Genomic DNA, 19671 nt, shown 5'->3' with positions numbered 1-19671 from the left:
ATGATCCTGAAGAAAGAAAAGGATAGAATCGACAGATACCCGCTGCGTACGGGTATTCGATTCTATCCTTTTATACATTAATTGAGCTTGGATTTATCCTGCTGCTGCTCAAGCTTGAGTTTCTCTGGAGTGACGTCGTCCCCATTCGGATCAACGATGGTCAGTCCGGATATCGTGGACAATACCTGTCCGCGGATGGCCTTCAAATATTCCTCACGAAGCGCCTTCTGCTCGGTAATTTCCTCCGGCGTGAGGCCTTCCTTCTTCTGTTTGCGGCTCAGCTCATTGATTCTATTTAATGAAGGGATCTCCATGGTATCAGCCTTCCTTTCAAGTAACATTGTATCATGACAGTTTACTGTATGAAGCAGCTTTATGCAACCCGAATAGGTAGAAGATAGGCTGTTATCTGCCTTGCTGCTTAAATTCTTCTTTAACAATTCAGATATATCGCTGAATTAATCCAAACTTTACAAAACAGGAGAAAGCAGTATAATGGGATACGATTGGAACAGCATAATCGAAATGTAGCACTAGGGGTGCCTTAACTGGCTGAGAGACCAATACGTCGATGAAGGAAATGGACGATGGCGGTTAACCCTTTACACCCGATCTAGATCATACTAGCGTGGGGAAGTGCGGGGATATGAAATGATAATAGCCCATTCAAATCTGAACCGAAGGCTTCGTTTCAGATGAAGTAAGATTTTGGGCTTCACATTTTATTGAGCTGCACTCACTTAGGGGTGCAGCTCTTTTTGTGTTGTTTCAACAATACTTGACCTGAGGAGATGGAGCAATGAGTACAGAAGTATGTGGAACAAGCCGAATCGTGGGCTGTCGTTTTTCGCTATATCCGATGAGTGATCGGTTTGTTGATATTATTCTTGGTGCGATCAAGGAGGCGGACACCTCCAAGGTATGGACAGAGACCGGTGATGTAAGTACTTGCGTACGAGGCAGGCTGGAGCATGTGTTTGATGTAATGAAGGCGATCTTTCTGCATGCGGCAAATACAGGCGAGCACGTAGTGTTCAGCGGCACCTTCTCTATTGGCTGTCCGGGTGATTCGGCGGGTGATGTGTATATGTCAGAAGATGCCGCTCGAATGAATGAAGATACGGTATCCTCCATCCGTATGGAAGGAGCGGCGGAATATGCGCTGTACGCTCTCGGGGAGCCGGAATACATGAAGAAGATTGCGCATGTCGTTGATATTGCGAAGGACGATGGCAGCTACGGCGGGGGCATACATTACGCTACACGCCTTGAAGGAGATGTTCATACGATCTTTAAGACATTGGAGCAGTCCTTTGAAGTGACGCAGGAGTCGGTGTCCCATGTCGTGATGACTGTAACCCTGTCCTGCAACAGTCCGTCCAAAAAGGTACAAGGGAAGGTGGTATAGCTTATGGGAGCCTGGAAGCTGCGTGACATTATCGTATTAAGCTCATTGTCCGTTGTTTTTGCTGTCATTTATCTCGTGTTCTTACAGATTGGAAATCTGCTGACAGGTGTTATGGGGCCGATGGGTTATGAGGTGATCTTCGGAATCTGGTTCATTGTCTCGATCATTGCTGCCTACATTATTCGTAAGCCAGGGGCTGCCTTTCTGTCAGAAACGATTGCCGGCATTATTGAAGTCCTGATTGGAAATACAACGGGACCCATTCTTATCGTATCGGCCATGATACAAGGTCTTGGAGCTGAAGCGGTCTTTGCGGCTGTTCGTTATCGTAAATATTCACTCCCGGTCCTGATGCTGTCAGGTATTGGTGCGGCGGTGTTCAGCTTCGCCTGGGGCTACTTCCGATCCGGCTTCGCCGCTTTATCACCTGAATTGGTCATCGCGATGCTGGGGGTTCGTATCATCAGTGGGGCACTCCTGGCCGGTCTGCTTGGAAAATGGATCGCGGATGCCCTTGTTCGGACCGGTGTGCTGCGGAGCTTTCCGGTTGCCAAAGCAGCAGCCCGGTCACACAAAGCATAATGGTACTCCAACCGCGTAAAGATCAGCCGGCTGATGAGATACTCAGATCCTCTGCTGCCATTGAAGTGAGAGATTTAACGCTGAAGTTCGAAGAAGAAGCTGCGCTCATATTAAACGGGGTTACATTCGACTTGAATCCAGGTGAAATGCTGCTGCTCCTGGGACCTAGCGGCAGCGGTAAGAGCTCATTGGCGCTGTGTCTGAACGGAATTTATCCGCAAGAGATCGAGAGTATGGTTACGGGAAGTGTCAGGATATGGGGCAGATCCATGACAGAAGAGAGTGCAGCCGTACATGCACAAGCAGTAGGAATCGTCTTTCAAGATGTAGACAGCCAGTTCTGCATGCTGACAGTGGAAGAAGAAGCTGCCTTCTGCCTGGAGAACGTGGGATGTCCACATGAGAGGATCAGCGGCCGAATAGATGAAGCGCTTCAGATGGTTGATTTGCACCAGTACAGGACAGCGCAGATTCATACACTCTCGGGCGGTATGAAGCAGCGTCTAGCTATCGCCTGTGCACTCGCACTTCGGCCCGGCATCCTTGTGCTGGATGAACCGACGGCTAATCTTGACCCGGTTTCTACTCGAAATCTGGCTCAGCTCATCTCATTACTTCGCAAGAAGCATGGAATAACCGTCCTTCTGATCGAGCATCAGCTGGATGCCTGGATGGCTGATGTTGATCGTATTATCTTAATGGATCACGAAGGGCGAATATGCCGAATGGCTGCGCCAGACGTATTTTTTTCCATGTATCGTGCTGAACTGGATCAAATGGGAATTTGGGTGCCCGGACCAGTGAGCCTGCAGCGGCAATTATGTGAACATGTACATGGAGCGGCTGAAGTCCTTCCACTTACGTCACAGGAGCTCATTGATTATTGGAGATCGCGTCCGGTGCTTGAGCAAGAACAGGTTAGTCATTACTTGCGGGAGAGGGCTGAGCAATCTCCGTTTCCTCGAAGAGATGAAGAGAGACGGGATCCGGTGCTGGAGGCCCAAGGTATAACATTCTATCGGCAGAATCGGCCAGTCATTCAGAATGTCTCTCTAAGTGTAAGGGCAGGTGAATTCATTGCCGTAACTGGACCGAACGGAGCAGGAAAGTCTACCCTGGCCGGGCTTCTGTCCGGATTACTCACGCCTAAGGAGGGGCGGGTACTGGCTGGCGGAGAGGATATGACCCGGCTGCCGGAGTCCATCATTCGCAAGCGGGTAGGCCTCGTCTTTCAGCATCCTGAGCATCAGTTCGTCACGGATAAAGTGAGCGAGGAGCTTGCATTTGGACTGCGTTTGCAGGGCATACCCGAGAAAGAGGTTCAGCTAAGGTCAGCTGAGCTTCTAGCCGAGTTTCGTCTATCCCATCTTGCAGATCGCAGTCCTTATGCACTGAGTCAGGGCCAGAAACGAAGGCTGAGCGTGGCTTCAATGCTTGTGGAAGAGCAGCAGGTGCTCATATGTGATGAGCCCACCTACGGGCAGGATGCCTATGCATCTCTGCGGCTGCTGGAAGCACTGAAGGCAAGGGTCCGGCAAGGGCTTACTGTTATCATGATTACACATGATATGGAGTGGGTCCGGGCATATGCGAGCCGTGTGATCGTGGTGGTGGATGGAGGAATAGAACTGGATGACAGCGCGACAACATTGTGGCACTGGCCCGAGGACAGACTTGCCGGGGTGAAGCTGGTGCTGCCGCTTGAGGTACAGCTGGCAAGAGCACTCGAAGCAAACACAGACACCGCAACGAACAGGGACATCGCAACAAGCACAGGCATTGGAACAGGCACAGACCTCACAACGGAGAGGGACTTCTCTAACCCACACCCCGCTCACGCGGCATTGCTTGCTTCCGAAAGTGCTCAGCACGCCGGTTGGAATCTTCACCAGATGAATCCGAGTATCAAGGCACTTGCAGTTACCCTTGGCGTCATTCTGCTGTCCTTTGCGTTTGATCCCATAACACAGCTCAGCGCTTTAATGGTAACGATCCTGCTTACGGCTTGGCTTGGTCAAGTATCCTGGCGCAGATGGCTGCTGCTGTTTGCTCCGTTTCTGATCATGGCACTCGGCTATGTATGGACAGCTATCGTTTTCCCTAGAGAAAGCATCGCTATGAATGATGTAGTATGGATCAGGATCGGAGGCTTTGAGGCAGGTCGAGAAACGGTGCTTACCGCTCTGTCCCTCGGACTTCGTACCCTCGCATTCTCTGCGCTCTCGCTCTTGTTCATTCTTACGACTGATCCAGTGAAGCTGATGTTTAGCCTGATGCAGCAGTGCAAGCTGTCTCCGAAGCTGGCTTACGGGGTTATGGCGGGTTATCGCTTCTTGCCGCTATTTCGGGAAGAGCTTGCGACCATGCAGCAGGCTCACCGTATGCGTGGGATTCTGCGGCAGAGGGGAGTTCGCTTTTTCCTTCATGCCTTCAAGAGGTACTCTATTCCGCTGCTTGCCAGCAGTATCCGCAAATCCGAACGGGTAGCCGTCGCCATGGTATCAAGAGGATTCACTGGGGTGCGCAATCGTGACTTTTACTTGAAGCTTCAGGTAAGGTGGCAGGATTGGTGCTTCCTGTTGGTACTGCTGGCTGCAATCTCAGCATGTTTTATCCTGGCTGATCAGCTTGGTTATTTGGAATGGTATGGAGGACAACTGTAAGAGGATAACCTGCGCAGGTGGAGGATACATGACATTTGTCATACTCATGACTTGACGTTTATGACTTCAAGGGGTGACATTCTTCTTCTATAATGGAAGGAGAATAGGGACGCGAGTACATAGGATCGTTATGCTTCGATCTCTGTGCTGTCCTGATATGAAGGAGACGATGTCATGTCTGCATCATTTAAAACCCAGTTGAAAAAGGAAGTGGCTCCTTACGAAAGAACGGAGCTTAAAGCAAGTGTAATCCAAATGGTAAATACGCTTATTCCTTTATTTGTGCTTTGGTATTTGGCATATGCAAGTCTGTCTGTATCCTACTGGCTCACCTTGCCTATAACCCTGGTTGCTTCCGGTTTTGTCATTCGGACATTTATCATCTTTCATGACTGCTGTCATGGTTCATTTTTCAAAAATAAAAAAGCCAATAACATTGTGGGTACGCTGACAGGTGTCATCTCACTTACCCCTTATATGCAATGGAAATACAGTCATTCGATGCATCATGCTTCCAGCGGTAATCTGGATAAACGGGGGATCGGCGATATCTGGATGATGACCGTCACCGAATATAATGAATCTCCATGGTATACAAAGCTATATTATCGTGTCTACCGTAATCCAATCATTCTGTTCGGTATCGGTCCAATTGCAGTATTTTTGCTGCAATATCGATTTAATCGGCGCGGTGCCAAGCGCAAAGAACGCTTAAATACGTATTTGACGAATCTGCTCATTGTGACTGTGTACGCGCTTCTAATCCTGGCCATTGGCTGGAAGGCGTTCCTGCTTGTACAGGTGCCGATATTCTATTTTGCCAGCATGCTTGGCATTTGGCTGTTTTATGTACAGCATACCTTTGAGGATTCTTATTTTGAGAATGAGGAAGAATGGTCCTATATTCAAGCTGCTGTTGAAGGCAGCTCCTATTATAAGCTTCCGAAGCCGCTGCAGTGGATCACGGGAAATATCGGATTCCATCATGTTCACCATCTGAGCCCAAGAGTGCCAAACTACCATTTGGAAGAGGCGCACAACGCCACGCCGCCTTTGCAGCAAGCAACGACGATTACCGTAATAGAGAGCTTCAAGGCGATGAGATTCCGATTATGGAATGAGGAAATGAAGAAATTCGTAACATTCAGGCAATATAAGAAAGGGCAGCGTCTTAAGGAGCGAGCGCAGCGCGAGCTTGCATCAAGAAGACTGCAGCCATTCAAATAGGAAGCATAAGACCCCAATGCTTATGGTAAGATGACTATAGATGATCATTTCATCTGTAGTCTTTTTACTGTTAAGATGGATAATTTTAGAAATGAGCAGGTGAGCTTAAGTGAACAGCATGCATCGCTGGCAGGATATGTTCCGCAAGAATACGGGCCTGAACCCTTATGTGTGGCTGGTCTGTTTTATATTGCCGTTTTATTTTATTATCGGATCTTCTTCCAGAGGATATATTGTATTTGGTGTTTTGCTGATCATCCTCTTCTTTGCTTCAAATCTGCTTGGCCTTGTCATGAGGGGATGGCCGGTATACATCTGGTATGGTATGCAAATCGCGATTTCGGTTATGATGGCGCTCATTTTTGGCTTTGTTTATTTTTCTCTGTTTCTAGCTTTCTTCATCGGGACGATTCAAAATAAGGCTGGGTTTATTACGCTTTATACCGTACACCTCGTCAGCACCTTTATTACGATTAATTACTCACTGGCTTCGGCCAATGAAGTCGTCATTAAGCAGCTTCCCTTCGTGCTGATCAGTATGATGGCTGTTATTTTGCTGCCTGTCAGCACCTATAACAAAAATAAACAAGATCGGCTTGAAGGCCAGCTGGAGAATGCGAATAAACGGATCTCCGAACTGGTTAAGCTCGAAGAAAGGCAGAGAATTTCTCGTGACCTGCATGATACTTTGGGTCAGAAGCTGTCGCTGATTGGCCTGAAGAGTGAACTGGCGGGTAAGCTCGTCATCCGTGACCCAAAGCGTGCGCAGAGTGAAATGGATGATGTGCGGCAAACGGCACGCACCGCACTGAAGGAAGTGCGCGAGATGGTAACCCAAATGAGAGGCGCGCGGCTGGAGGACGAGCTGTTTCGAATCCGTCAAATTTTGAAGGCAGCTGACATTGAGCTTCATATTGAAGGAGAAGAGCATTTGAGTGACCTATCCTTAATGAATGAGAATGTGCTTGGAATGTCGCTGAAGGAAGCCGTGACGAATGTAGTGAAGCATAGCGAGGCGACCCGGTGTGATATAACGATTCACCCTGAGCGAACCGAGCTGGCAATCATCGTGAAGGATAACGGGCGAGGGATTGGAGAAGCGGCTAAGAAGTCTAGGGGCAATGGTCTAAGAGGAATGAAGGAACGACTTGAATTTGTAAACGGCAGTCTCCAAATCACAACGCATGAAGGAACCGAGCTGCGTATTGCTGTGCCACATGCAGTACTCGCGGCAGAGTGAAATAGGGGTGAATTATCTTGATACGAATTGTTATTGCAGAAGATCAGCGTTTGCTGTTAGGGGCTCTTGCTTCGCTGCTGGATCTTGAAGAGGATATGAAAGTGATCGGAAGGGCGAACAATGGAGAGGATGCAATCAAGCTTGTCCATCAGTATGAGCCGGATATTTGCATCATGGATATTGAGATGCCGGTTAAGAATGGGCTCGACGCCGCTGAGGAAATCAAGGGCAGGGACTGCAAAGTCATTATACTGACTACATTTGCCCGTACGGGTTATTTTGAGCGCGCCCTTAAGGCAGGTGTCAGCGGGTACTTGCTCAAGGACAGTCCGATTGAGGAGCTGGCCCAGACGATTCGAAGTGTCATGTCAGGAAGAAGAATCTATGCGGCAGAGCTGGTTGACGAAGGTTATGGTGAGAAGAACCCGCTGACCGATCGGGAGAAGGCTGTGCTTGAGCTGATTGCAGATGGCAAGAATACGAAGGAAATTTCAGATGAGCTGTACATTACGACAGGAACGGTACGCAATTATGTGTCGGTCATCCTGGACAAGCTCGGAGTCAGCAACCGGATTGAGGCCATCAAGCATTTCAAGGAAAAAGGCTGGTTTAAGTAAAAACACTTCTAATGATTATGTGTGTTACGATGAGATGCAGAATATAACCTTGCATGTAATGAATCAGCTGATTCCGATGTGTTGCTGCACACTTAGACTTCAATTATTCATTAAAGAGGACCACCTTGTCTAATGATTATTCCGGTACTTTTCTATCCCTTGATATACTGGAACACACGAAGCAAGTGAAGGTGCACATTCACCTGTATCGTGAGGACTTGTATTCAAATTATACGGGTAAAGGATGGGATTGATTATGAAGACAGTGCTCAAGAAACGTTTAACAGGAGCTTTGTTATCTACGACTCTGGTTGCGGCAGCATTTGGTATACTGCCAGGAAGTATGAATGCGGCTACAACTGTAAATGAAACCATCATTGTGCCTGCGGGACAAACTTATGACGGGCAGGGACAAACCTTTGTAGCCAACCCGAATACGCTTGGTGACGGTGGACAAGGTGAAGGACAGAAGCCAGTGTTCAGACTTGAAGCGGGAGCCACATTAAAGAACGTTGTTCTTGGCGCACCTGCAGCAGACGGGGTACACTGTTATGGAAACTGTAATATCACGAATGTAACTTGGCAGGATGTGGGCGAGGACGCATTAACCTTGAAATCCTCCGGAACGGTGAACATCACAGGCGGAGCAGCTTATAAAGCCTACGATAAAGTTTTTCAAGCGAATGCAGCAGGTACATTCAATATTAAGAACTTCAGAGCCGACGATATCGGCAAGCTTGTTCGTCAGAATGGCGGAACCTCCTATAAAGTGGTGATGAATGTGGACAGCTCGGATATTTCGAACGTCAAGGATTCGATTCTGCGAACAGACAGCAGTACTTCCACCGGCAGGATCACGAATACCCGTTATCATGATGTGCCTACTCTATTCAAAGGCTTTGCTTCAGGGAACACCTCCCAGTCCGGGAATACACAGTACTGAGACTAGTGATTTTTTTCAACATTTAGACCTTAAATGTTGAAAAAGTGGGGAATTTCAGGCACATATATGCTATAATCTATAAGGTTGTATTTTTTGAAAAAGTGTTACACACGCTCGCCCGGGTTATGTACTTCTATCCGGTGCGGGCTCTTTTATGATTAAGGAGGACTGAATTTTACGTGATATCGCTAAGCCATGTCAGCAAGACATTCGGGGCAGGGCATCATGGCAGTGGCTTGACCGTCGTTAATGATGTGTCTCTTCATATCGAGCAAGGGACCATTCACGGCATCATCGGAGCAAGCGGCGCGGGAAAGTCTACTCTTCTTCGTATGATGAATGTATTGGAAAGGCCGGACCAGGGACAAGTCTTCATGGGGGATCAGGAGCTGACCCGGATGAAGGAAGGCGAGCTGCGGGAAGCGAGAAGAAGAATCGGAATGATCTTTCAGCATTTCAATCTGCTGTCCAATCGAACCGTGCATGGAAATGTCGCTGTTCCGCTTGAGCTTGCTGGCATTTCACGAGATGAACGCAATCAGCGGGTTCAGGAATACTTACAGTTTGTTGGCCTCTCAGACAAGGCGGCACAATATCCTGCTCAGCTCAGCGGTGGGCAGAAGCAGCGGGTAGCCATTGCCAGAGCGCTTGCGAATCAGCCTCAGGTACTGCTCTGTGATGAACCTACATCCGCACTTGATCCGAAGACAACAGGCGGTGTCCTGGAGCTGCTGGAGCATGTCAATAGGGAAATGGGTATTACCATCGTCATCGTTACCCATGAGGTATCTGTTGTGGAGCGGCTGTGCCAATCCGTCTCCTTCATGGATTCGGGCAAGCTCCTCCGGACGGTACAGCTGGCAGAGGGGGCTCTCCCTCCAGATATGCTGGCCTGGTACGAGGAACAGGAAGCAGGTGACGAGGGATGAGTGATTTTTTTACAGGCCTATACGATTATGTCGTTAATTTCTATCCTAATTATGTGGAGACCTATTCTTCTGAAATGTGGGAATCGATCGGACAGACTTTTCTGATGGTCGGTATCTCACTGGCAGCGGCCATACTGCTGGGCCTTCCACTGGGAACACTTTTGTACTTGACGCGCAAAGGACAGAAATATGAGAATCGGACGCTATTTGGCGTACTCGACTTTGTCGTTAACATTGTCCGGTCGTTCCCGTTCCTGCTGCTGGTCGTATTCATGATTCCTTTTACCCGAATGATTGTGGGGACAGCACTTGGAACCGTCGCTGCTTCCGTACCGCTTGCCGTAGTGGCGATTGCCACCTATTCGCGTCTGGCAGAACAATCACTGCTTGAAGTGCCAAGAGGGGTTGTGGAAGCATCCTCGTCTATGGGAGCGACACTCCCGCAGTTTATATTCAAATTTTTGTTTGTTGAGGCACGTTCCGGCTTGGTCCGGGGCCTTACCACTTCAACCATCAGCTTCATTTCGTACTCGACCGTGGTCGGTGTCGTGGGGGGCGGCGGGATTGGAGACTTTGCCATTCGCTATGGTTATCAAAGATATGAGACTGAGCTTATGGTGTTTACGATTATGATCATGATTGTGCTTGTGCAGTTGGTTCAATATTTAGGTAATCTGTTATCGAGAAGCTTGGACAAACGCTAAACTAATTCAAATTTGGAAGGGAACTTGTAATTGATGAGAACATTAAGCAGCAAACGAGTTATGAAGTGGACAGGGCTCCTATTATTAGTGACAATAATGCTGGTCGCGGCGGGCTGCGGCTCCAATAGCGGCGATACAGCTGACAATAATGAAGGCGCATCAGAGACCGGTGAATCCCAGACTTTGCGAGTGGCAAGCAGTCTTCCAGCGATGGTCGATATGATGGAAGCCTTGAAGCCGACTTTGAAGGAAGAAGGAATCGAGCTTGAGGTTGTTAACGTGTCAGACAACATCCAGCCGAACGATGCGCTCAAGAATAATGAAGTGGATGCGAATTTCTTTCAGCATCAGGTGTTCATGCAGCAGTACAATGAGAATGCCGATGCTAACCTGACGGTTGTCACTCCGATTTACCATATCATTTACGGCGGCTATTCCAAGAACTATGACAGTATTGATGCGCTTCCGGAAGGTGCAACGATTGCCATTCCGAACGATCCGGCGAACATCGGACGCTCTCTTGCCATGTTTGATCAGAATGGAATGATCAAGCTGAAGGAAGGCGTAGGCACGGACGGACTTCAATCTGATATTGTGGAGAACCCGAAGAACTACAAGTTCCAGGAAGTGGATCTCTTGATGCTTGCTCGTGCATATGAGGATGTTGATCTGGTAACGATGTATCCTGCATATGCCTCCCCTCTGGGACTCACACCGAAGGACGCGATTGTAACAGAGGAGCTGGATGAGAAATATGCCATTTCACTTGTTGCGCGCGAGGATAACAAGGATTCAGAAGCGATTCAGAAGCTGGCCGAAGTGCTTACCAGCGATGAGGCTAGAAAATATATTGAAGAGAAGCACCCGGATACAATGATTCCGGCGTTCTAATTAACAGGAGGTCCCAGATAACGGGGCCTCCTTCTTTTTTAGGATATGTACATAAGGATCTAATCCTTAAATCTCTCATGTTTGGTTTTACACCTGCCATACAATTTGCTGCTATTCCCTTAATAGTTAGTTTATATAATAGCAAGATGCAGCTTAAATCTATTATTTAATTGGGGAGAGAGAATATGAGAATTAAGGCACGGAGATACATAACCATGTTGCTGGCCGCAGGACTTACCCTTGGTATGGTATCGGTAGGTCCCGCAGACGTATATGCAGATAGCAATGCACTTCAGATCAACAAGATCGGAAGCTATGAAGTAGGTGTTACCAATGCGGATGGCGGTATTGCCGAGATCGTCAGATATAACAAGGACAACGGCAGTTTTTATCTAGTAAACGGAGCTACTCAGCCGCCAAGTCTGGATATTGTGAAGCTTGCCGAAGACGGCAAGACTAGCAAAGTGAACAGCATTAACATTGAGGCGCTTGCGGCAGCAGCTGGTTTTGAGGTCGGCGATTTGACAAGCGTGGATGTGAACACAGTAGGGAAATATGTTGCTGTAGCGGTACAAGAAGAAGCATCCATGAAAGCAGGAAAAGTGCTGGTCTTGGATTACGATGGCAAGCTGCTTAAGGAATATGCGGTTGGTGTACAGCCGGATATGATCAAGATCAGCAAGGACGGACGCTATATTTTGACTGCGGATGAAGGAGAGCCTCGTGATGGCATCGGGGCAGATCCGAAGGGCAGTGTCACAATTATTGATACACGTACAGATGAAGTAAAACAGGTCTTGTTCAACGATCCTTCAGTGATACGCGATGACGTACATATTCGCGGTGATGTAAACGAGGATGGAATTATCGTTTCGATCGGCGCGAAGGAGAAGGCAGAGACGGATTTTGAGCCGGAATATATTGCACTGTCTGACGATAATAAGACGGCTTATGTGGCCCTGCAGGAGAACAATGCCATTGCTGCAATTGATCTGGCAGAGGCGAAGGTAATCTCTGTGCAAGGACTGGGAGCCAAGAATCTGAACGAGCTTGGAAACGAAGCTGACTTGATCTCTGATGGTCAGGTGAAGCTTGAGAATGCTCCTTTCAAAAGCCTGTATATGCCGGATGGCATCGTTTCTTACACGATAAATGGCCAGGCGTATCTCTTCACAGCGAATGAAGGAGATGCTACAGGATGGGAAGGTCTTGAGAATGAGCTCAAGGTATCTGATGTAAAAGAGGACTTCAAGCTGTCTGCATCCTTATCCGAGTGGCTGGGTCAAACGGAGGACTACGACGATGTTCGTGTCATTTCCGAAATGGGTATGAAAAATGGCGTATATGAAGAATTGTACTTGTACGGAGGCCGATCCTTCTCCATCTGGAATGCAGATACGATGGAGCAGGTGTATGATAGCGGAAGTGATTTTGAACGGATTACGGGAGAAATAAATCCTGAATTTTTCAACGTAAGCAATGATGATGAAGAGATGGATGACCGCAGTCCGAAGAAAGGTCCTGAGCCGGAATATGTGGCGGTTGGTGAGGTAGGAGACAAGCTCTATGCCTTTACGGGCCTTGAGAGAACGGGAGGGGTCATGGTATACGATGTGACTAATCCGGAGAATCCCGTGTTTACAAGCTATGTGAATACTCGCAAATATGGTCAAGAGGACATTCTGGCGACAGATACGGGACCGGAAGGTCTGGAATTCATTCCTGCTGCGGACAGTCCGACAGGCAGCCCGCTGCTTCTTGTAGCCAATGAAGTAGGCGGCACAGTTACAATTCTAGAAATGAATACAGAGGGAGAAACGGATCCTGGAGAACTTCCGGAAGACAATACACCAGGTGAAACTCCTTCATTTACAGACCTAGAAGGTCACTGGGCGGCTCAAAGTATTACTGAACTTGCTACAAACGGAATCATTCATGGAATAACCAGTGAGCGATTTGCTCCCCATATGTCTGTGACCCGGGCTCAGTTCGCTTCGATGCTCGTTAACGCCCTGGATCTGACTTCAATCTCGGCTGATGCAAGCAGCTTCACAGATGTAGCTCCGAATGCCTGGTATGCAGCACATGTACAGGCTGCTGTAGAGAATAACCTGATCTCCGGCAGAACCAGCAGCTCTTTTGCTCCCAATGCTCCTGTTACAAGGGCAGAGATGGCCGTAATGGTTGATCGTGCAGCCCGTCTCGTAGACGCTTCGGAGAAAGGAGCGATCTCTATACTGAGCAAGTATAAAGACTTCACAGACGTGCAGGAATGGGCCAAGGAGAGCTTCGCAAACCTGGTTCACAGCGGTATGATCAAAGGCGATCAAGCTAATCGCCTAAGTCCAACGGCACACACAAGCCGTGCAGAGGCAGCCGAAGTGCTGTACAGACTATTAATCAAGGCAGGGACAATAGAATAAGCAAGATTACTGAGGTAAGTGAGTAATTTAACAGCAGCAGCGAGGTAGTGTTGTGTAAGTTCGTGTGACTCAGGATGGCGGTTTCGCTTGAATAGCGAAGCCGCTATTTTGCATTCCAGAAATTAGAAGTCGTAAATTTTGTCAATTTTCTAAAAATCGACCTCCTCCTACGCTGACACCTCATGTATAATATTTGAACGAGGAGGGGCGATAAATGAGTGATATTCAACAATTTGATCAGCAAGCCATAGCAAAACATATTTATAATCATGCACCGGTAGGCATCGCTCTAGTATCGACCCAGGGTAAGTTGATTCATGCGAATGAGGCTGCCTGCCACATTCTAGGTTATGCGCTGGAGGAGCTCATGTCCCTTCCAGCCATAGATTACATTTTGTCCGAAGCGATTCATCCATCAACGTTACTGGAAAGGGTTTCGACTTCAATTCAATTTGAGAAGGAATATCTGCACAGAAACGGAAATTTGGTATGGGCCAGTGTCCATGTGTCATTGGTGCTTGATGAAACATCAGCGGAACCAATCTATTTCATTGCACATCTTATAGATATTACTGCAAATAAAATAGCAGAGTTAAAGCTGAATGAAAGTGTGGAGAGATACACTTCACTGAAAAAATATAATCACGATGCCATCATTTCATTTGGCCTGGACGGCAACATTATTAATGGCAATCAAATGACAGAAACATTGACGGGTTATAAAATTGCGGAATTGATCGGAACAAGGATTGCCAGGCTGATTGACGAAAAAGTACTGGCAAATCTGAAATCAGATGAACTTGATCATTCTCTGATTGAAGAGGAGATTGATCATATCAAGCATAAGGATGGTCATCTCGTCGAGGTCCTTGCCTCCCTTGCTCCAATTATTATTCACAATAAAAGAGTTGGCTTCTATCTGATTCTGAAAGATATCACCGAGCAAAGGCGGCTTCTAATTGAGAAAGAAACGGCTGAGAAAACGAATAAGGCAAAAAGCGAGTTCCTGGCGATGATGAGTCATGAGATTCGCACGCCGATGAACGGTGTAATCGGTATGACGGATTTGCTGCTTGAAACCGAGCTTGAATCGGAACAGCGCCAGTATGTTGAAATTATTAAACAGAGCGGCAGCACCTTGCTGAATATTATTAACGATATTTTGGATTTCTCCAAGATTGAGTCCGGCAAGATTGAGCTGGTTCATGAAGTCTTTAGTATGCGAACCACCTTGTCCGAGGCTTTCTATATTAATCAGCCGAGGGCCATCGAGAAAGGGATTGAAGTCACCACATTCATAGCTCCGAACGTACCTGAGTATGTATTTGGTGACGGGACCAAAGTAAGACAAATATTGATGAATTTACTGAGCAATGCGGTTAAATTTACGCCAAGCGGCAGTGTATCGGTAAGCGTTGGACAAGTCGAACAGACAGCGAGACATGTGAGGCTAAGGGTTGAGGTTGAGGATACGGGAATTGGCGTGTCCGCAGATAAGAGGCTAAGGTTATTTGATCCCTTCTACCAGGTTGATAATTATATGACTCGGAAGATCGAGGGTACTGGTCTTGGGCTTGCGATATGTAAGAAGCTGGTTGAGCTGATGGAGGGAGAAATTTGGTATGAACCGAGACCGGATGGTCCGGGGTCCAAATTCATATTTACGGCGAACTTTAGACTTCAGCCTCCTTCTGTGGGTCAATGGACTGATCAGAAACATCAGGATTATGAAACTTCTGTCGAACCACTTAAGATTTTAGTGGCTGAGGATAACGAGGTGAATCAGCTGGTGTTCATTAAGATGATGGACAGGCTGGGATATCGTGTAACGGTTGTGCCAAACGGAGAACAGGCAGTCCAGGCTTGTAAAGAGCAGGATTACGATATGGTGTTTATGGATGTCCAGATGCCTGTAGTGGATGGCCTGATGGCAACAAGAATGATTCGCCAAGAGAAGCCTGGTAATCGGGGGCCATACATCATCGCCGTCACGGCACATGCAATTCATGGGGATCGTAATAAATACTTGGAGCTTGGAATGGATGACTATGTGAGCAAGCCGCTCAGCATGACTGCCGTTTCAGCTGTGATTCAGAAATATTTTGCACAGCGAAAGGGCTAAGGAGGAACTGTGATGCGAGGCAGCTTTTTTCATCATGAGCTTTCTCCTTCCGAGGCAGGCCCTGGCTTTTACGCCTATTATTATAAACAGTGGCAGAATTATAAAATGGAATATCATGAGCATCGCTGGACAGAGATCATGTATATGATCCAAGGAACAGGTGAAATTGATGTTAAGGGCGATGACGGCAGCACGGAGAGGATCGTTCTGCGTAAAGGTGAATTTATTGTTCTCGATGAGGGAGTTCCTCATCGATTAATTGTGGAGCAGGCGGCTCCCTGCCGAATGCTGAATGTAGAATTCGGTTTCCAGCCGTATTCGGGGCCATTCTCTCTTGGACATATAGCAAGGGAGGAGCAGGAGGTCGCTGTGTTTCTGGCACGCCCGTTCAGACATCTTGTGTTATCTGACCCGGAAGAAGTCTATTATGTGCTGAAGAGTCTCGTGCTGGAACTGGACCGGCAGGATACCGTAAACACCAGCTTCATGATTGAGCTTCTATTTAGCCAGCTGCTGGTGCGGATCGCAAGGCTGAGGATTGCTGCTGAAGGCAGTGAGCCGCTTGCGGATGGATACATTACCAAGAGTATCCAATACATGCATCAAAATGTTGACCAGCGGCTTCAAGTTAAGGATGTAGCGGGATTTGTTAATCTGCATCCGGGCTATTTGCACCGGATTTTTAAGAAACATACAGATCAAACACTAACCGAATATTTGACCAAAGTTCGGATGGATAAGGCGAAGATGCTGCTGTCCCAAACTGAAATCCCGGTTCAGGATATTCCGGATTATGTAGGCATTAGCAGTCGTCAATATTTTCACACCTTGTTTAAGAAGCATACAGGCTTAACGCCCGTTAAATATCGGGAGCTTGGTGAAAGAAAGTCCTGGGACTAGAGAAGAAGAGGTCTTGTGACCTCTTCTTTTTTGTGTTCACAGGTGAGGATTTTATACATTCAGCAGATGAAAAAGTCACGATATTGGTAACGCTTCCTGAATAGATATTGCTACAATGGCGAGGTAAGTATCAAAGGTCTCAATATTGAAGGGTGGATGAGAAGCAGATGTCTTTTAAAGTGGCATTTATCGGTGCTGGAAGTATTGGATTTACTCGGGGACTATTACGTGACTTGCTGACCGTACCGGAGTTTAGCAATATTGAAATTTTGTTTACAGATATTAGTCAACATAATCTGGATATGGTAACTGAATTATGTCAACGTGACATTCGGGAAAATGGTCTGTCCATCGAGATTAAAGCGACCACGGATCGACGTGAAGCGCTGAAGGACGCGAAATATGTCATTTGTACAATTCGTGTCGGAGGACTGGAGGCTTTTGCGACGGATGTCGATATTCCGCTGAAATATGGTGTCGATCAATGCGTAGGAGATACGCTGAGTGCAGGCGGCATCATGTATGGACAGCGCGGAATTGCTGAAATGATGAATATTTGTAAGGATATCCGCGAGGTATGCGCGGAGGATGTACTGCTGCTCAACTACTCCAATCCGATGGCGATGCTGACCTGGGCCTGCAACAAATACGGCGGCGTAGATACAGTAGGCTTATGTCATGGCGTGCAGCATGGACACCATCAAATCGCTCAGGTATACGGACTTGAGATGAAGGAAGTCGATATCGTCTGTGCCGGAATCAACCACCAGACCTGGTATATCAAAGCAAGCCATGAAGGCAAGGATTTGACCTCAGGTCTGCTTGAAGCGTTCGAGAAGCATCCGGAATTCAGTCGTACAGAAAAAGTGAGAATTGATATGCTGCGCCGGTTCGGTTATTACAGTACAGAATCGAATGGTCATCTTAGCGAATATGTGCCTTGGTACCGCAAGCGTCCGGATGAAATCCAGGAATGGATTGATCTGGGCAGCTGGATTAATGGTGAAACCGGCGGATATCTTCGTGTATGTACGGAGGGCAGAAACTGGTTCGAGACGGACTTCCCGAATTGGATGAAGGAGGCGCCGAACCAATTTGTGCCGGAGAAACGTGGACAGGAGCATGGTTCCTATATCATTGAGAGCCTGGAGACAGGCAGAGTGTACCGGGGACACTTTAACCGAGTTAATAACGGTGTTATTTCCAACCTCCCGAATGACGCAATTATCGAGGCCCCAGGCTATGTAGATCGGAACGGAATCTCGATGCCGCATGTCGGGGATCTCCCGCTTGGACCGGCAGCGGTATGCAATGTGAGCATATCCGTACAGCGGCTTGCAGTCGAAGCGGCCATTCATGGAGATGATCAGCTGCTCCGCCAAGCGTTTATGATGGACCCGCTCGTAGGAGCGGTCTGCAATCCGAAGGAAATATGGCAAATGGTTGATGAAATGCTGGTCGCTGGAGAGACGTGGCTTCCACAATATACAGAAGCCATTGCTTCTGCCAAGGAACGGCTTGCTTCAGGCAACCTGATTCCAACCCGGGATTATCAAGGGGCTGCAAGGCTTAAAGTGAAGACCATTGAGGAAATGCAGCAGGATCGTGAAGCTGCGAATAAAAATGCAGGTGAATCCGACAAAGGCAAGGACCGCGAGAAAATTGAAAGTTGAATAATTTCTCAGTTGAATCCATCAATTTCATAACTCATAGGGCAATACAGCGAATGCTGTCGTTGCTCTTTTTTTAATTAATGCAGCATGGCGTTAAAAAGCAGCTGAGAAAAATCGATATATAAACTATACAAAAATAAAACGAGCTGTTAAATTAAGGATAAATGCATATTGGAGGAGAAAATGATGGCAAAAAGTATGGATATGGTCGTAATGTTTAGTTATTTATGTTTTCTCCTGCTAGGAGTACTGCTCAAAGAAATACCTTATTCGTTAAGACGAAGATCGTAAGCAGCAATCACCATACATAACGTGAGAGCTTGTCCCTAAGCGGGGACAGGCTTTTTTCAATCCGATCATTATTGACCACTTGTTTATTCTGCCATATAATTATTAACAAAAATGTTAAGATATACGAAGTTGGATGTGAAGCTATAAACTCTTGATAAAGTAAGAAATGGTATTAGAAATTAATCGATTTACGTATATTCTGGGCATAACAAGCAATACATATTTATATGATCTGCTGAAAAAAGCATCACAAGTATGAGGAGTAAAGGAATGAGTGTAAATGATCAAGACTGAAACCGCTTACCGAAGAGCTTTGGAAAAAATGAAGGATCATAAGGCTTATATCGCTAATGAGAAGCTGCGTTATCAGAGCATCGGCATGAGCAAAGAACAGACAGACCTGGCCCTTCGCCCGCTGTTGTCTTTTAAAGAGGAGCTGGCCGAAGAGATTTATGACTATGAAATGATCAAGAAGGGATCATTCGGTCCGCTGGAGAGCATAACGGATCTCGGAAAGAATCTAATTGCATACCGGATCTTTATGAATATATCGCAAGCTGAGCTTGCCAAGAGATTAGGTGTGTCCGAGGCACAGGTATCAAGGGATGAGCGCAATGAATACAGCGGAGCCACAACAGAGAAGATTCAGTCCGTCATGAATGTCATGGGACTAAGAACAACAATCAAGATTGAAACTAGCGTAATGCAAGTATAGGTTAGGGAACGCGAACAGGCAAATCTCCATTTATTTGGATGATTTGCCTGTTTTATTTTTATATCCGAAGCGAGTTAGAAGTAATGCAGGTTGTAATTTCACAAATAAAAACTCCTTTATAGATGAGCAGTACATTTTGAGAAGAAAGGAGCTATTGCGATGAGTGAAGCAAATAAGCAGTCGGTAGAACAAAGTGCAAATGAGGAGGTTGTGCTTCCTCTTGATCCATCTGAATGGGGAGATGTGATATCGGATTTGGAAGAAGAGCTTCCCCAAGACCCTAATGTCGTGTTAATGGATATTGATGCAATTTATGAACTGTAAGCATAACAAATGAGGAGGG

17 protein-coding genes and 1 riboswitch are annotated in these 19671 nt (G+C 47.0%); of the genes, 16 read left to right on the top strand and 1 reads right to left on the bottom strand.

From position 1 onward, the window contains the following. Positions 1-77: 77 nt before the first annotated feature. Positions 78-314 (bottom strand): DUF896 domain-containing protein, encoded by a 237-nt coding sequence (locus tag ACFQ3J_RS14975; RefSeq protein WP_076312214.1) that lies wholly within the window; start codon positions 312-314, stop codon positions 78-80. A gap of 211 nt (positions 315-525) precedes the next feature. Next, a riboswitch (TPP riboswitch) is annotated at positions 526-652 on the top strand. 147 nt (positions 653-799) lie between these two features. On the opposite strand from ACFQ3J_RS14975, the gene ACFQ3J_RS14970 reads away from it, so the two are divergent. The 16 genes from ACFQ3J_RS14970 (at position 800) to ACFQ3J_RS14895 (ending at position 19652) form a co-directional block, all read left to right on the top strand. Further along, positions 800-1408 (top strand): Ykof family thiamine-binding protein, encoded by a 609-nt coding sequence (locus ACFQ3J_RS14970; protein WP_251582428.1) that lies wholly within the window; start codon positions 800-802, stop codon positions 1406-1408. A 3-nt stretch (positions 1409-1411) separates the two neighbouring features. After that, positions 1412-1990, top strand: coding sequence for an ECF transporter S component (locus ACFQ3J_RS14965; RefSeq protein WP_251582426.1), 579 nt, complete (start codon positions 1412-1414; stop codon positions 1988-1990). Then, positions 1990-4653, top strand: a complete 2664-nt coding sequence (locus tag ACFQ3J_RS14960; RefSeq protein ID WP_251582424.1) for an energy-coupling factor transporter ATPase — start codon at positions 1990-1992, stop codon at positions 4651-4653. The genes ACFQ3J_RS14965 and ACFQ3J_RS14960 overlap by 1 nt, the downstream gene beginning before the upstream one ends. Before the next feature lie 174 nt (positions 4654-4827). Further along, the gene (locus ACFQ3J_RS14955) at positions 4828-5880 is read left to right on the top strand and encodes a fatty acid desaturase (RefSeq protein ID WP_251582422.1); all 1053 of its coding nucleotides are present in this window, start codon (positions 4828-4830) and stop codon (positions 5878-5880) included. Positions 5881-5998: 118 nt separating this feature from the next. Then, positions 5999-7120, top strand: a complete 1122-nt coding sequence (locus ACFQ3J_RS14950) for a sensor histidine kinase (RefSeq protein ID WP_091158932.1) — start codon at positions 5999-6001, stop codon at positions 7118-7120. A gap of 17 nt (positions 7121-7137) precedes the next feature. After that, on the top strand, positions 7138-7737 hold the full coding sequence (locus tag ACFQ3J_RS14945; RefSeq protein WP_091153321.1) for a response regulator transcription factor: 600 nt from the start codon (positions 7138-7140) through the stop codon (positions 7735-7737). Between the two features lie 256 nt (positions 7738-7993). Next, positions 7994-8680 carry a pectate lyase gene (locus ACFQ3J_RS14940; protein ID WP_170862319.1) on the top strand — a complete coding sequence of 229 codons (687 nt, stop codon included), beginning with the start codon at positions 7994-7996 and terminating at the stop codon, positions 8678-8680. A gap of 179 nt (positions 8681-8859) precedes the next feature. Continuing rightward, the gene (locus ACFQ3J_RS14935; RefSeq protein WP_379293109.1) at positions 8860-9609 is read left to right on the top strand and encodes a methionine ABC transporter ATP-binding protein; all 750 of its coding nucleotides are present in this window, start codon (positions 8860-8862) and stop codon (positions 9607-9609) included. Next, on the top strand, positions 9606-10313 hold the full coding sequence (locus ACFQ3J_RS14930; protein WP_379293107.1) for a methionine ABC transporter permease: 708 nt from the start codon (positions 9606-9608) through the stop codon (positions 10311-10313). The genes ACFQ3J_RS14935 and ACFQ3J_RS14930 overlap by 4 nt, the downstream gene beginning before the upstream one ends. Before the next feature lie 33 nt (positions 10314-10346). Then, positions 10347-11204 (top strand): MetQ/NlpA family ABC transporter substrate-binding protein, encoded by an 858-nt coding sequence (locus tag ACFQ3J_RS14925; RefSeq protein WP_244533238.1) that lies wholly within the window; start codon positions 10347-10349, stop codon positions 11202-11204. A 185-nt stretch (positions 11205-11389) separates the two neighbouring features. Beyond that, positions 11390-13627 carry a choice-of-anchor I family protein gene (locus ACFQ3J_RS14920; protein ID WP_251582420.1) on the top strand — a complete coding sequence of 746 codons (2238 nt, stop codon included), beginning with the start codon at positions 11390-11392 and terminating at the stop codon, positions 13625-13627. A gap of 214 nt (positions 13628-13841) precedes the next feature. Then, positions 13842-15749 (top strand): PAS domain S-box protein, encoded by a 1908-nt coding sequence (locus ACFQ3J_RS14915; RefSeq protein ID WP_251582418.1) that lies wholly within the window; start codon positions 13842-13844, stop codon positions 15747-15749. Positions 15750-15761: 12 nt separating this feature from the next. After that, positions 15762-16649, top strand: coding sequence for an AraC family transcriptional regulator (locus tag ACFQ3J_RS14910; RefSeq protein ID WP_251582416.1), 888 nt, complete (start codon positions 15762-15764; stop codon positions 16647-16649). 167 nt (positions 16650-16816) lie between these two features. After that, positions 16817-18322: an alpha-glucosidase/alpha-galactosidase gene (gene melA / locus ACFQ3J_RS14905; RefSeq protein ID WP_251582414.1), complete on the top strand. Its 1506-nt coding sequence runs from the start codon at positions 16817-16819 to the stop codon at positions 18320-18322. A 571-nt stretch (positions 18323-18893) separates the two neighbouring features. Continuing rightward, positions 18894-19328 carry a helix-turn-helix domain-containing protein gene (locus tag ACFQ3J_RS14900; RefSeq protein WP_091153334.1) on the top strand — a complete coding sequence of 145 codons (435 nt, stop codon included), beginning with the start codon at positions 18894-18896 and terminating at the stop codon, positions 19326-19328. Positions 19329-19487: 159 nt separating this feature from the next. After that, positions 19488-19652, top strand: coding sequence for a hypothetical protein (locus ACFQ3J_RS14895; RefSeq protein WP_251582412.1), 165 nt, complete (start codon positions 19488-19490; stop codon positions 19650-19652). Positions 19653-19671 lie beyond the last annotated feature (19 nt).

The sequence above is a fragment of the Paenibacillus provencensis genome, from assembly GCF_042678545.1.
In the GTDB taxonomy this organism is placed as follows: Bacteria; Bacillota; Bacilli; order Paenibacillales; family Paenibacillaceae; genus Paenibacillus; species Paenibacillus provencensis.
The sequence above is the reverse complement of the archived record's forward strand: the minus strand, read 5'-3'. Positions and strand labels throughout refer to the sequence as shown.